This is a genomic window from Blastomonas sp. AAP25 (genome assembly GCF_001295965.1).
Lineage (GTDB): Bacteria > Pseudomonadota > Alphaproteobacteria > Sphingomonadales > Sphingomonadaceae > Blastomonas > Blastomonas fulva.
Window position 1 is genome coordinate 85,035 of sequence record NZ_LJHP01000001.1, and the last position, 12,857, is coordinate 97,891.

The 12,857-nt window shown below is 62.6% G+C and carries 12 protein-coding genes; 7 read left to right on the top strand and 5 right to left on the bottom strand.

Features of this window, described 5'->3' with window-relative positions:
• Nucleotides 1–18 precede the first annotated feature (18 nt).
• The 3 genes from IP68_RS00420 (at nucleotide 19) to IP68_RS00430 (ending at nucleotide 5,275) form a co-directional block, all read left to right on the top strand.
• A complete protein-coding gene (locus IP68_RS00420) occupies nucleotides 19–1,803 on the top strand; it encodes an aminopeptidase P family protein (RefSeq protein ID WP_054133229.1) in 1,785 nt (594 codons plus the stop codon).
• Between the two features lie 249 nt (nucleotides 1,804–2,052).
• Nucleotides 2,053–4,659 (top strand): TonB-dependent receptor, encoded by a 2,607-nt coding sequence (locus tag IP68_RS00425; protein ID WP_054132988.1) that lies wholly within the window; start codon nucleotides 2,053–2,055, stop codon nucleotides 4,657–4,659.
• Between the two features lie 148 nt (nucleotides 4,660–4,807).
• Nucleotides 4,808–5,275: a thioesterase family protein gene (locus IP68_RS00430; protein WP_054132989.1), complete on the top strand. Its 468-nt coding sequence runs from the start codon at nucleotides 4,808–4,810 to the stop codon at nucleotides 5,273–5,275.
• Between the two features lie 73 nt (nucleotides 5,276–5,348).
• Here IP68_RS00430 and IP68_RS00435 read toward each other — a convergent pair whose 3' ends face one another.
• The 3 genes from IP68_RS00435 to IP68_RS00445 form a co-directional block, all read right to left on the bottom strand.
• Nucleotides 5,349–5,972 (bottom strand): FKBP-type peptidyl-prolyl cis-trans isomerase, encoded by a 624-nt coding sequence (locus tag IP68_RS00435; protein ID WP_054132990.1) that lies wholly within the window; start codon nucleotides 5,970–5,972, stop codon nucleotides 5,349–5,351.
• Nucleotides 5,973–6,104: 132 nt separating this feature from the next.
• Entirely contained in the window at nucleotides 6,105–6,311 is a 207-nt protein-coding gene (rpsU, locus tag IP68_RS00440) for a 30S ribosomal protein S21 (RefSeq protein WP_007688176.1), read from the bottom strand.
• A gap of 187 nt (nucleotides 6,312–6,498) precedes the next feature.
• A complete protein-coding gene (locus IP68_RS00445; protein WP_054132991.1) occupies nucleotides 6,499–7,149 on the bottom strand; it encodes an SOS response-associated peptidase in 651 nt (216 codons plus the stop codon).
• Between the two features lie 30 nt (nucleotides 7,150–7,179).
• Between IP68_RS00445 and IP68_RS00450 the strand changes: the two genes are divergently transcribed.
• Complete coding sequence (locus IP68_RS00450; RefSeq protein ID WP_054132992.1) at nucleotides 7,180–7,941, top strand: class II aldolase/adducin family protein; 762 nt, start codon at nucleotides 7,180–7,182, stop codon at nucleotides 7,939–7,941.
• A 59-nt stretch (nucleotides 7,942–8,000) separates the two neighbouring features.
• On the top strand, nucleotides 8,001–8,540 hold the full coding sequence (locus IP68_RS00455; protein ID WP_054132993.1) for a (2Fe-2S)-binding protein: 540 nt from the start codon (nucleotides 8,001–8,003) through the stop codon (nucleotides 8,538–8,540).
• 16 nt (nucleotides 8,541–8,556) lie between these two features.
• Here the strand turns inward: IP68_RS00455 and dnaJ are convergent, their stop codons facing one another.
• Together dnaJ and dnaK are read right to left on the bottom strand one after the other, a co-directional pair.
• Nucleotides 8,557–9,690, bottom strand: coding sequence for a molecular chaperone DnaJ (gene dnaJ / locus IP68_RS00460; RefSeq protein ID WP_054132994.1), 1,134 nt, complete (start codon nucleotides 9,688–9,690; stop codon nucleotides 8,557–8,559).
• Nucleotides 9,691–9,804: 114 nt separating this feature from the next.
• Nucleotides 9,805–11,706 (bottom strand): molecular chaperone DnaK, encoded by a 1,902-nt coding sequence (gene dnaK, locus IP68_RS00465; RefSeq protein ID WP_054132995.1) that lies wholly within the window; start codon nucleotides 11,704–11,706, stop codon nucleotides 9,805–9,807.
• A 198-nt stretch (nucleotides 11,707–11,904) separates the two neighbouring features.
• Between dnaK and IP68_RS00470 the strand changes: the two genes are divergently transcribed.
• Nucleotides 11,905–12,369, top strand: a complete 465-nt coding sequence (locus IP68_RS00470) for a copper chaperone PCu(A)C (RefSeq protein ID WP_197275680.1) — start codon at nucleotides 11,905–11,907, stop codon at nucleotides 12,367–12,369.
• Nucleotides 12,369–12,836, top strand: coding sequence for a hypothetical protein (locus IP68_RS00475; RefSeq protein ID WP_054132997.1), 468 nt, complete (start codon nucleotides 12,369–12,371; stop codon nucleotides 12,834–12,836). Before IP68_RS00470 ends, IP68_RS00475 begins: the two co-directional genes overlap by 1 nt.
• Nucleotides 12,837–12,857: the final 21 nt, after the last annotated feature.

A 12,857-nucleotide genomic window follows, 5' to 3' on the forward strand; every position in this document is an offset into this window, starting at 1 on the left:
TGCTGCAAGCCAATGCTGATGTCCACCCATGAAGCCCGCCTGGCGGAGCTGCGCGAAGAACTGAAGCGTCAGGGATTGCACGGGTTTGTCGTGCCGATCTGCGACGAGCACATGAGCGAATATATCGGCGGCTATGCCCAGCGGCTGGAATGGCTGACCGGCTTCGGCGGATCGGCGGGGACAGTCGTGGTGCTGGCCGATCGCGCGGCAATCTTCGTCGACGGACGCTATACCATCCAGGTCCGCGATCAGGTCGACGGACGGTTGTACGACTATGTCGGCACCGCGCAGCAATCGGTCGCCGACTGGCTGGGTCAGAACGTCCCCGAAGGCGGCAGGATCGGCTATGATGCGTGGCTGCATACCCGCGACTGGGTGAAGCAGGTGCGCGCACAGATCGGCAAGCGCGGCGCCGAGCTCGTCGCGGTCGAGAACAATCCGGTGGACGCCGTCTGGCACGACCAGCCCGAACGCCCCACCGCGAGCATGAACCCGCACCCCATTGCCTATGCGGGCCGCGAATCCGCCGACAAGCGTGCGGACATCGCGCGCTGGCTGAGCGAACGGGGGCTGGATGCCGCGGTCATCACCGCGCTCGATTCGGTTGCCTGGGTGTTCAATGTGCGCGGCGGCGACATCAGCCACACGCCGGTCACATTGTCCTATGGCGTAGTCCATCAGGACGGCGCTGCCGATCTGTATGTTGCACCGGAAAAGGTCAGCGACGCGCTGCGCGCGCATCTGGGCAACCAGGTGGCGCTGCATTCTTATGACGCGTTCGAGGCCGGGCTCGATGCGCTGGGCGGCAAGACCGTGGCGGTCGATCCCGAGCGAGCGGTCGCGGCGATCTTCTCGCGCCTCGAAAGCGCCGGCGCCAAAATCGCCGCACGGCGCGACCCCAGCGTGCTGCCGCGCGCGATGAAGAACGACACCGAGATTGCCGGGCAGCGTGCCGCGCAGGCGCGCGATGGAGCCGCCGTGAGCAACTTCCTGCACTGGCTATCGATCGCAGGGCCCGCAGGCGGCGAAACCGAGCTTTCGGCGGCTGCAAAGCTGCTGTCGTTCCGCGAGCAAACCGGCAAGCTGGTCGACACCTCGTTCGACACGATCTCGGGGGCATCGTCCAACGGCGCGATCTGCCATTACCGGGTCAGCGAGGAAACCAACCTGCCGATCGTCATGGACAGCCTGTACCTCGTCGATTCTGGCGGCCAGTATCTCGACGGCACCACCGATATCACCCGCACCATCGCCATCGGCACCCCGACAGCAGAGATGAAGCGTCGCTTCACCCAGGTGCTCAAGGGCCATATCGCGCTTGCCACGATCCGCTTTCCGCACGGCACCAGCGGCGGCCAACTCGACGCCCTGGCGCGGCAGTATCTGTGGGCGGACGGGGTCGATTACGCGCATGGCACCGGCCATGGCGTGGGCAGCTTCCTTTCGGTGCACGAAGGACCGCAACGCATAGCGGCCTTTGGCGGCCAGGGCGAACCTTTGCGCCCCGGCATGATCTGCTCCAACGAGCCGGGTTATTACAAGGCGGGCGAATTCGGCATCCGCATCGAAAATCTGGTGCTGGTCGAGGAGGTGGATATCGACGGCGCAGAACAGCCCATGCTGGGCTTCGAGACGCTGACCTTCGCGCCGATCGACCGCAACGCGATCGAGCCTGGCCTGCTCAGCACCAACGAGCGCGCGTGGATCGACGATTACCATGCCCGCGTGCTGGAAATCGTCGGCCCGCAGCTTCAGGGCGACGCACTCGCCTGGCTCAAAACGGCCTGTGCCAGCCTGGACTGACTGGCCCCGAATTGACGCAATAAGCTTGACGTTAACGGAATGCTGCAGCGCACAATTGCCATAAGCGCAACTGCCGCTGCAGCATAGCCGCTTTTCGTTGCATTTTTATCACGCGACCGCTGGAATCGCGTTCATTTCCCACGCTTTTCGATTGTGGCTCGTGCGCACCAGTCATAAGGACGATCCAAAGCCGAACGGAGCCCGGACCAATCGGGCCGTTTTGTCAGTCACCTTAGGGGAGAACCACCCATGAAAATCACCCACACCCGTATCAAGTCGATTCTGCTTTCGGGCGCCGCCATCGGGACCCTGGCCATGCCGGGCGCCGCGCTTGCACAGGACGTGGCGCAGGAAGATGCGGAAGTCGACAGCAGCGTCATCATCGTGACAGCATCCAAGCGCGAACAGACGCTGCAGGAAGTGCCGATCTCGGTATCGGTGACCAGCGGCGAGACGATCGAGCGCGCTCAGATCCGCGACGTGCTTGACCTGCAGACCGTGGTGCCTTCGCTGCGCGTCAGCCAGCTCCAGACCTCGTCGGCCACCACCTTTATCATCCGCGGCTTCGGTAATGGCGACAACAATTTCGGTATCGAGCCTTCGGTCGGCGTGTTCATCGACGGCGTGTTCCGTTCGCGTTCGGCTTCGGCGATTTCCGACCTCAACCTCATCAGCCGCGTCGAAGTGCTGAGCGGCCCGCAATCGACGCTGTTCGGCAAGAACGCCAGCGCCGGCGTGATCTCGATCGTGACCAAGGAGCCGCAGTACGAATTCGGCGGACAGGTCGAAGCGAGCTACGGCAATTTCAACGCGATCAACCTTCGCGGTGAAGTGACCGGGCCGATTACCGAAAACATCGCTTTCTCGCTCGACGGCACATACCAGAAGCGCGACGGCTTCGGCCGGATCGTCAACCTCAACAACGCCGACATCAACAACCGCGACCGCTGGTCGGTCCGCGGCAACCTGCTGATCGAACCCACCTCCGACATCAAGATTCGCCTGATTGCGGACTATTCGAAGATCGATGAAAGCTGCTGCCAGACCAGCAACGTCATCGTCGGCCCGATCACGGCCGGTGCGGTCGGCGGAATCGGCGGCCGGTTCCCCACCGACTTCTTCAGCTTCGACAATTTCGTCAATGCTGTGCCGTTCAACCGCAACGAGAACTACGGCTTCTCCGGTCAGGTCGACTGGTCGCTTGGCGCGTTCAGCCTGACCTCGATCACCGCCTATCGTGAGTTGACCAACGCCTTCACGCAGGATGTCGACTTTACCAGCGCTGACATCACCGCCGAGACCCGTGATCAGGCCGTGTCCACATTCACGCAGGAACTGCGCATCGCGAGCGATTTCGACGGTCCGATCAACTTCCTGCTGGGCGGTTATTATTTCGACGAAAACATCACGCAGGACAGCAATCTGACGATTGGCCGCGACTTCCGCAACTTCGCCGCGTTCCAGGCCGCGCCCGCTGCGCTGGTTCCGCCCGGCGCGACCCCGGCCCAGCGCGTTGCTATCGGCAATGCTGTGCTGAACAACGTCGAGGCAGGTTTGGGTCTGCCGCGCAACAGCATCCTCGGTGGCAATTTCCTGACACAGGAACGTTTTGCGCTCGATAACAAGTCGTGGTCGATTTTCGGCACGGTCGATTTCGAGCCTGTCGATGGCCTCGTGTTCACCGCCGGTTTCAACTATACCGACGACAAGAAGAACTTCGGGATCAACTTTGATGCCCTGGATCCGCTGGCGAGCATCAACTTTGTCGATGCCTTCATCACCGGCGCGACCGGCGGGGCGGTGCGCACCCGTCAGCAGTTCCAGGCACTGCCGGCTGCCAACCAGCAGGCACTGCTCGCTGCGGCGACCAACCCTGCGATCAACACCCTGCTCCCGCTCGGTGTGCTGCAGTTCCAGACGCAGTCGCCCGATGTACCGAACGTGGTCGAAGATGGCCGTACCCGTGATGACAAATTCACGTACCTGTTGCGGGCCGCCTATCAGATCTCGGACGAGATCAACGTCTATGCCAGCTACGCCACCGGCTTCAAGGCGAGCTCGGTGAACCTGTCGCGCGATAGCCGTCCGCTGTCGACCGACTTCATTCCTGGCCCTGGCCCTGCAGGACGCGGGTCGTCCTTTGCTGCGCCATCATCGCCGCTCACCAATGCCGGTCTGAACACGCCGAACCTGTCGACCGGAACCCGCTTTGCCGGGCCGGAAGAAGCCGAGGTCTATGAAATCGGCATGAAGGCGCAGTGGGACGGGTTTGGTGTCAACCTCGCGCTGTTCGATCAGACGATCCAGGGCTTCCAGAGCTTCCTGTTCACTGGGCTTGGCTTCGGTCTGGCGAATGCAGGCCAGCAGTCGGTCAAGGGCTTCGAGCTCGACACCACGGTCCAGCCGTCTGAAGCGCTGGTGTTCACGTTTGCTGCGACCTATCTCGACGCCAAGTATGACGATTTCAGCACTGGTCCGCTGGGAGATCTGTCCGGTCGGCGTCCTGGCGGTATTCCGGAATGGAGCCTCCGGACTTCGGTCACGCACACCCACGAGTTCGGCGACAGCGGCACCAGGCTGATCAGCCGCCTGGATTACAGCCACGAAAGCAACGTCAATATTCTCGACGGGATCGCAGGCTTCAACGCCAACCAGTTCCGCCGCGAAGTCAATCTGGTCAATGGCTCGATGACCTTGCAGCTCAACAACGGTATCGAAGTCGGTGCTTTTGCCCGCAACCTGCTGGACCAGCAGTTCATTCTGACGGTCTTCCCGGGCGTTGCACAGGCCGGCACCGTGTCGGGCTATCCCAACGCACCGCGCACTTTCGGCGGCCTTGTTCGCTTCAAGTTCTGATACATCTTACAGTTGACCGGGCTTGGTCACAGCCCTTGCGGCGATAGAAACGCAAGCGGTTGAAAACAGGGATATTGGGGGGGCTTTACGCCCCCCTTTTTTTGCGCCAGTTCGCGGGGCGAAGCACAGATCACAGGGGATCGAATTTATGACTGACGCGCCCACCCGCGCCATATTCCGCTCCATTGCGTCCAAGCGCGTGCACTATCATGAGGTCGATCTGCAAAACATCGTCTTCAACGCCAACTATCTGATGTTCGCCGATGTCGGGATCACCGAATATTTCCGCACGCTGCGCATCGCCAGTGGCATGGATGGCGGCGGCGGGTTCAACCTGTTCGGCCCCGACCATGACATGATGGTCCGCCATGCCGCGGTCGATTTCCGCGCCAGCGCAGTTGCCGACGACATGATCGATCTGGCAGTGCGCATGGTCCGCATTGGCAACAGCAGCCTGACCAGCCAGTGCGCAATCTTCCGCGGCGAGGAGCTGCTCACGGTCGTGACGATCAGCTACGTGCATCTGGAGTTCGCGACCCGTACGCCGGTGCCGGTGCCGCAATTCTTCCGCGATATGGTCGCGGCGTTCGAGGTCGTGAAGCCCGAAGGCTGCTAATCCACGGCTGCACTGCTGCAGGATGCGGGAAACAAAAAAGGCCGGTGAATTCACCGGCCTTTTTGTTTGCGTATCAGTTGCCCGGCATTCCCGGAACGCCCTGCGGCGGTCCGCCTGCCCCCGGCGGCGGGCCACCGGGTCCGGCCTGGCCCTGAAGCTGCTGCTGCATCGCGCGAAGCTGGACCTCGGGGATGAACTCTACCAGCTCGACGTCGAAGATCAGCAGGCTGTTGGCCGGAATGACGACCTCACCCGTTTGCGGGTTGGCCTTTTCTTCGGCGCCATAGCCGAGTTCGGGCGGGATCCACAGGCGGTACTTGCCGCCACGCTGCATCCGCTTCAGAGCTTCGGAGAAACCGGGAATCGATCCTGCCACCGGCATCGGAACGCGCTGGTTGGCATCAAAGGCCTTGCCGTCCATCAGCGTGCCTTCGTAGTTGATCAGGGTCACATCGGCGTCGGTCGGCGAAGGACCGGTACCCTTGGTGATTTCCTTGATCTGAAGACCGCTTTCGGTGGTCACCACGCCAGGTTCGTCAGCGTTGCTGGCGAGGAACCCGGACGCCGACTGCGGAATGCCCTGCAGGCCTGCCCAGGCGGTTCCACCGGCGATCAGCACGGCAACTGCAACACCCAACCACAATTTGGTGAGCGAGCCTTTTTCAAGCGGCGGGATAGGAACGCGCGTTACGGACATGGCAGCCTCCGGTTATCGAACCACGAACCCCTGGTGATTTTCCAGTCCTTTCAAGGGCTTGGAAACACATCCAGGGGCTTATGCGGCGAATCGGTCCCCCCGCTCCGCCAATTTCGTGATGCTATAACGGTCTTACTTGGCGCCGTCACGTTCCATGCGCTTGCGCTCAAGCTTGCGGGCGCGACGCACAGCGGCGGCCTTTTCGCGAGCGCGCTTTTCCGAGGGCTTCTCGTAATGACGACGCAGCTTCATTTCGCGATACACGCCTTCGCGCTGCAGCTTCTTCTTGAGCGCCCGCAGCGCCTGGTCAACATTGTTATCGCGTACGAGAATCTGCATAAACTTACGTCAGCTCCATATTCTTTTTCGGCCAGCAAATCCGCTCGCGCCACGCCTTGGGGCGCGGAAAACGGATGCTCAAGCCATACGGTAAAGGCCAATAGTCAAGGGCACGCCAGCCACCGGGCTGTCGGTCACGAGCAGGCCGTTACCAGTGCATGACGGGGTTTTCAAGGGATTTCGCCGATTATCCGCCGAACAGCCCGGGTTGTGGCATGGCTGCATCGGGTGAAGCTTCCGGCGCGAGCTCGTGCATCAGCGCCTCGTCAAAGGGCTGCACAAGTCCGCGCGCGTCTTCCCAATCGGCGCGCAGCCAGATTTGCAGCGCGTCCCCCGTCAGCATCACCGGCATGGCCTTGGGATGCACCGCGCCCACCATCGGGTTGGGCTCGCAGGTCAGGAACGCATAGCGCGCGCCGTCCTCGGTCGGACGCCAGATGCCGGCAAAGGCGAACGGATCGCCAGATCGCAGCGCGAACCAGTGCTGCCGCTTGCGTTTCGTCTCTGGGTCGGGCTGCGCGCCATATTCGCAAAAGGCGGTAACGGGGACGAGGCAGCGGCGCCGCGAATTGCCAAGCGCGCTGCGCCACATCGGCGACTGCAGATTGCGCACGTTGGTAATCGGACGCTTGACCTCGCCGAACGGCGGCCAACCCCAGCGCATCATCCCCAGCGCCGCGCCTGCGGGTCGGGCAATGATCACCGGCGCCTCGTAATCGGGATAGATGGCATCGAATGCGGGCAGGTTGGTGGCTGTCAGCTCGATCGAGCCGACATGAGCGCCGAACAACTGCCGGATTGCATCGGCGTTGCTTGTCATGCGATACAGGTTGCACATAGCCACCAAAGATAGTGACAGGAGAGCGCGATGGCCACCGCCTTGAAGACCAGCCCCCAGATGTCCACCGAAGAGCACGAAGCCCGCAAGCTGCTCGCGTCGTGCTACCGCGTGTTCGACATGATGGGCTGGTCCGAGATGATCTACAACCACATCACGCTCAAGGTGCCGGGCGAGGAAGACGCGTTCCTGATCAACCCTTATGGCCTGCACTTCAGCGAGGTGTGTGCCTCCAACCTCGTCAAGATCAATTCGGAAGGCGAAAAGCTCGACGGATCGCCCTACCCCGTCAACAAGGCCGGCTTCACCCAGCACAGCGTGTTCCACAAGCGCATTCCCGAGATGCACTGCATCATCCACACGCATACCACCGCGACAATGGCGGTGTGTTCGACCGAAGGCGGATTGCAGCCGACCAATTTCTATGCCTGCAACTTCATCGGCAACATCGCCTATCATGATTTCGAGGGCGTCACCGTCCGCGCCGAAGAAGGCGACCGGCTGGTCGAGGCGGTCATCGGCAAGCGCATCCTAATGCTCAGGAACCATGGCCCGGTCGTGATGGGCCGCACCCTGCCCGAGGCATTCATCACCTATTGGGCGCTGCAGCGCGCCTGCGAGATCCAGCTGGCGACGATGTCGATGGGCAAGCCGATCCTGGTGTCGCAGGACGTGATCGATGTCCACCAGCGCGATCTCAGCCAGGTGCAATTGCCGATGGGCGCGGGCGTGCCCGATTTTGCCGCCATGGTGCGCAAGGTCGACAAGATCGATCCCAGCTGGCGCGATTGACACGCAGGCCGCGGCGGGACGGATGACACAGCCGTCCCGCCCGGTTATGCGCTGATACCATGACCAAGTTCACCGTCAACGACCGCCCGGTACAATACCGGCTCGATCCTGCAACGCCTCTGTTGTGGGCGCTGCGCGATGCGTCCAACCTTACCGGGACGAAATACGGCTGCGGCAATGGCGATTGCGGTGCGTGCATGGTGGTGGTCGATGGCGAGGCGATCCGCTCGTGCCTGGTCAGCATCGCAGAGGTCGAGGGGCGCTATGTCACCACGATCGAGGCGCTGAGCCGCGACCGCAGCCATCCGGTGCAACAGGCGTTCGTCGCCGAACAGGCGGTGCAATGCGGGTTCTGTACGCCGGGGATGATCATTGCGGCCAGCGTGCTGCTCCGCAAGAACAGCGATCCGACCGACGCCGAGATCGATGGCGCCATCCGCAACCTGTGCCGCTGCGGCACCTATCCGCGCGTGCGCGCCGCGATCAAGCGCGCCGGCCGGGTGATGCGGCGGCAGGAGACGATCGCCGCCGCCCCGCCGCCGGGAATTTCACCTGAGGATGCGGCCAGGAACGTGCCCGCGCTGACCCCGCCAGAATGAGGCCACCGGCGAGCGCTTACTCGCCGATACCGTCCCACATTTCCTTCAGCCGCGCGAAGAAGCCCGTGCTTTCCGGGCTTTCCTGGCCGGTTTCGGTTGCCTGGAATTCGCGCAGCAGTTCCTTCTGCCGCGCAGACAGCCGCGTAGGCGTCTCGACGTCGATCTGGATGACCATGTCGCCGGTGCCACGTCCCTGCAGCACGGGCATGCCCGCGCCGCGCTGACGCAGCTGCTTGCCCGACTGGATTCCAGCCGGGATGGGGATGCGATGGCGCTTGCCGTCGAGCCCGGGGATCTCGATCTCGCCGCCCAAAGCTGCGGTGGTGATGCTGATCGGGGCGCGGGTGACCAACGTGGTCCCGTCGCGTTCGAAGATGCGGTGGCGCGAGACATGGATGAAGATGTAGAGATCGCCCGGAGGCGAGCCCTTGGGTCCTGCCTCACCCTTGCCGGTCAGCCGAATGCGGGTGCCGTTGTCGACGCCCGGCGGGATATCCACCGACAGCGTCTGGGTCTTGTCCACCCTGCCCTCGCCGCGGCACGCGCGGCACGGGTTCTCGATCACCTGGCCTGTGCCATGGCAATTGGGGCAGGTGCGCTCGACCACGAAGAAACCCTGCTGCGCGCGCATCTTGCCGCTGCCGCCGCACAGGTTGCAGGTGCGCACCTTGGTGCCGGGCTCGGCGCCCGACCCTTCGCAGGTATCGCAGGTCGCCGCGACATCGATCGAGATTTCGCTTGTCTTGCCGTGATAGGCCTCCTCCAGCGAGATCTCCATGTCGTAGCGCAGATCGGCGCCGCGTGCAGGGCCACGCCTGCCACCCGCTCCGCCGAAGCCGCCGCCAAAGATGGTGTCGAAGATATCGCCCAGGTCGGAAAAGCCCTCGGGCCCTCCGCGGCCGCCGCCGCCAGACATGCCGTTTTCATAGGCCTCGTGGCCGTAACGGTCATAGGCGGCGCGCTTCTGCGGGTCCTTCAGGCAGTCATAGGCCTGGCTGATCGCCTTGAAGTGAGCTTCCGCCTTGGCATCGCCGGGGTTGCGGTCCGGGTGCCATTGCATCGCCAGCTTGCGATAGGCGGATTTGAGCGTGCCATCGTCTGCGGTGCGCGTGACGCCGAGCAGCTCATAATAATCGGTGGTAGTGGCCATAGTCATCGGTCGCGATTCTTCATGCAGCGACCGGGCGGGACAACCGTCACAGTGGCATCAGCCACCCTGCACGATCATCCCGCCCGGCCGGACTGTCGGTCATCAATCCGGCAATCAGTTTTTCGCGTCGCCGTCAACTTCCGAGAACTCGGCGTCGACGACATTGTCCTCAGCCGGAGCCGCGTCGGCCGCCGGAGAGGCTGCCGCAGCCTGTTCCTTCTCGTAGATCGCCTGGCCCAGCTTCATCGCTGCCTGGGCCAGCGCCTCGGTCTTGGTCTTCATGGCATCGGGCTCGTTGCCCTCGATCGCGGTCTTGAGCTCGGCGATCGCGGTTTCGATCTCGCCCTTGACCGTGGCATCGACCTTGTCGCCATGTTCCTCGAGCTGCTTTTCGGTGCTGTGCAGCAGGCTTTCGGCGTTGTTCTTCGCCTCGGCCGCCTCACGGCGCTTCTTGTCTTCCTCGGCGAAGCGTTCGGCATCCTTGACCATCTGGTCGATGTCCGCGTCGCTGAGGCCGCCCGATGCCTGGATGCGGATCACCTGCTCCTTGCCGGTGCCCTTGTCCTTGGCCGAGACGTTGACGATGCCGTTGGCGTCGATGTCGAAGGTGACCTCGATCTGCGGCACGCCGCGCGGTGCGGGCGGGATGCCGACCAGGTCGAACTGGCCCAGCAGCTTGTTGTCTGCCGCCATTTCACGCTCGCCCTGGAAGACGCGGATCGTCACGGCCTGCTGATTGTCGTCAGCGGTCGAATAGGTCTGCGACTTCTTGGTCGGGATCGTGGTGTTGCGGTCGATCATGCGGGTGAACACGCCGCCGAGCGTTTCGATACCCAGCGACAGCGGAGTCACGTCGAGCAGCAGCACATCCTTGACGTCGCCCTGCAGCACGCCTGCCTGAATGGCAGCACCCATGGCAACGACTTCATCGGGATTGACGCCGGTGTGCGGTTCCTTGCCGAAGAATTCCTTCACCACTTCGCGCACGCGCGGCATGCGGGTCATGCCGCCGACGAGAACGACGTCATCGATGTCCGAAGCCTTGAGGCCGGCATCTTCGAGCGCCTTCTTGCACGGGTCGAGCGTCCGCTTGATCAGATCGGCGACCAGCTTTTCGAGATCCGAGCGGCTGATCATCTTGACCAGGTGCTTGGGGCCGTTCTGGTCGGCGGTGATGAAAGGCAGGTTGATCTCGGTGGTCTGCGCCGAGGAAAGCTCGATCTTCGCCTTTTCCGAAGCTTCCTTCAGACGCTGCAGAGCAAGCTTGTCCTTGGTAAGATCGATGCCTTCGGCCTTCTTGAAGTCTTCGGCCAGGAACTCGACGAGCTTGGAGTCGAAATCTTCACCGCCCAGGAAGGTGTCGCCGTTGGTGGCCTTCACCTCGAACACGCCGTCGCCGATTTCGAGCACCGAAATGTCGAAGGTGCCGCCGCCAAGGTCATAAACCGCAATGGTCTTGCCGTCGTTCTTGTCGAGACCATAAGCCAGCGCCGCCGCAGTCGGCTCGTTGATGATGCGTAGCACTTCAAGGCCAGCGATGCGGCCTGCATCCTTGGTCGCCTGACGCTGGGCGTCGTTGAAGTATGCAGGAACCGTGATCACGGCCTGAGTGACGGTCTCGCCCAGATAACTCTCAGCGGTTTCCTTCATCTTCTGCAGCGTGAAGGCGCTGATTTCAGAAGGCGAATAGTCCTTGCCGCCCGCGCTCACCCAGGCGTCGCCATTGGCGCCCTTAGTGATCGAGTACGGCACCAGTTCCATGTCCTTCTTGGTCAGCGGATCGTCGAAACGACGGCCGATCAGACGCTTGACCGCGAACACGGTGTTTTCCGGGTTGGTCACCGCCTGGCGCTTGGCCGGCTGGCCGACCAGCCGCTCACCATCCTTGGTGAACGCGACGATCGACGGCGTGGTGCGCGCGCCTTCCGAATTTTCGATTACCTTGGGCTTGTCGCCGTCCATGACGGACACACAGCTGTTGGTGGTTCCAAGGTCGATACCAATTACTTTTGCCATAGTGCTTTTCCCACGTGACTTTCGATATGCAGATGAAAGATTACGTATCGGCGGCATGCCCCCAAGCATCCTCCGATTCCGTCCCCGTCGGCGGATATAGGGTTGCTTTCGCTTGGCACAAGGCGTGGCAGTATCTACATCACGCTCAAGGCCGTGCTGGCCGAATTCGGCACAATTGCTCTGGAGGACCGCCGCGATATGATCCGCACCCTCAATCTGGTCGTTGCAGGCCTGACCCTGGCGCTGCTGGCAGGTTGTCAGCCGCCCGCCCAATTGCTGGTCGAGAAAGCCTATGTCCAGCTCTCGCCGGTCAAGGACAGCCCCTCGGTGCTGTACTTCACGGTCCGCGGAGGGCCCAAGGACACGGTTCTGCGCTCTATCTCCTCGCCCTCGATCCTGCGGCTGGAGATGCACGAGACGGTCGAGGAGAACGGCATGTCGATGATGCGCCCGCTCGCATCGGCCCCGGTGCCGACCCGCGGCAAGGTGGAGTTCGAACCCGGCGGCAAGCACGTGATGGTGTGGGGCGTCGACCCCGGTGCGCAGAAGAAGGGCAGCGCCGAGTTCGTGTTTTCTTTTTCCACAGGTGAAAAGATCGTCGCCGATGCCGCGATCCGTGCGATCAAGCCGGGCGGCGAAGCTGCAGGCGGCATGGCCCACTAATGGGGCGTGAGCCCATCGACCGGCCACTGGAAGCTGCGGAGGTCGCGCTGGCCCGATCGGTGTTCGGCGACACCATCGCCTATGGCAAGGTGCGCATCCGGCTCAAGAAATGGATTTTCTTCCAACCGCGCAGGACAATCATGGCGCCGATGGGGCATATCCATTTCCACCCTGGCGGCAGCGCCTATTGCGATGATTTCAGCTGCGCCAGCCTCTCGCGCCAAGGGCTGTTCATCCACGAGATGGTGCATGTGTGGCAATATCAGCAGGGTATCTTCCTGCCGCTCAAGCGCCATCCGTTCTGCCGCTACGACTATGCGATCAAGCCGGGACAGCCCTTTGCCAAATATGGCCTGGAGCAGCAGGCGGAACTCGTCCGCCACGCCTTCCTGATCCGGCAGGGCAGCGGGGTACCGGGGGCACCGCCGCTGAACACCTATCGACAGATATTGCCGTTTCCGGTCTGAGAGTTAGCCAACATATGCTGT

Bases quoted from the DNA above. Each gene is read 5' to 3' on its own strand.
- IP68_RS00420 (WP_054133229.1), top strand. From the start codon at position 19: ATGTCCACCCATGAAGCCCGCCTGGCGGAGCTGCGCGAAGAACTGAAG.
- IP68_RS00425 (WP_054132988.1), top strand. From the start codon at position 2,053: ATGAAAATCACCCACACCCGTATCAAGTCGATTCTGCTTTCGGGCGCC.
- IP68_RS00430 (WP_054132989.1), top strand. From the start codon at position 4,808: ATGACTGACGCGCCCACCCGCGCCATATTCCGCTCCATTGCGTCCAAG.
- IP68_RS00435 (WP_054132990.1), bottom strand. From the start codon at position 5,972: ATGTCCGTAACGCGCGTTCCTATCCCGCCGCTTGAAAAAGGCTCGCTC.
- rpsU (WP_007688176.1), bottom strand. From the start codon at position 6,311: ATGCAGATTCTCGTACGCGATAACAATGTTGACCAGGCGCTGCGGGCG.
- IP68_RS00445 (WP_054132991.1), bottom strand. From the start codon at position 7,149: ATGTGCAACCTGTATCGCATGACAAGCAACGCCGATGCAATCCGGCAG.
- IP68_RS00450 (WP_054132992.1), top strand. From the start codon at position 7,180: ATGGCCACCGCCTTGAAGACCAGCCCCCAGATGTCCACCGAAGAGCAC.
- IP68_RS00455 (WP_054132993.1), top strand. From the start codon at position 8,001: ATGACCAAGTTCACCGTCAACGACCGCCCGGTACAATACCGGCTCGAT.
- dnaJ (WP_054132994.1), bottom strand. From the start codon at position 9,690: ATGGCCACTACCACCGATTATTATGAGCTGCTCGGCGTCACGCGCACC.
- dnaK (WP_054132995.1), bottom strand. From the start codon at position 11,706: ATGGCAAAAGTAATTGGTATCGACCTTGGAACCACCAACAGCTGTGTG.
- IP68_RS00470 (WP_197275680.1), top strand. From the start codon at position 11,905: ATGATCCGCACCCTCAATCTGGTCGTTGCAGGCCTGACCCTGGCGCTG.
- IP68_RS00475 (WP_054132997.1), top strand. From the start codon at position 12,369: ATGGGGCGTGAGCCCATCGACCGGCCACTGGAAGCTGCGGAGGTCGCG.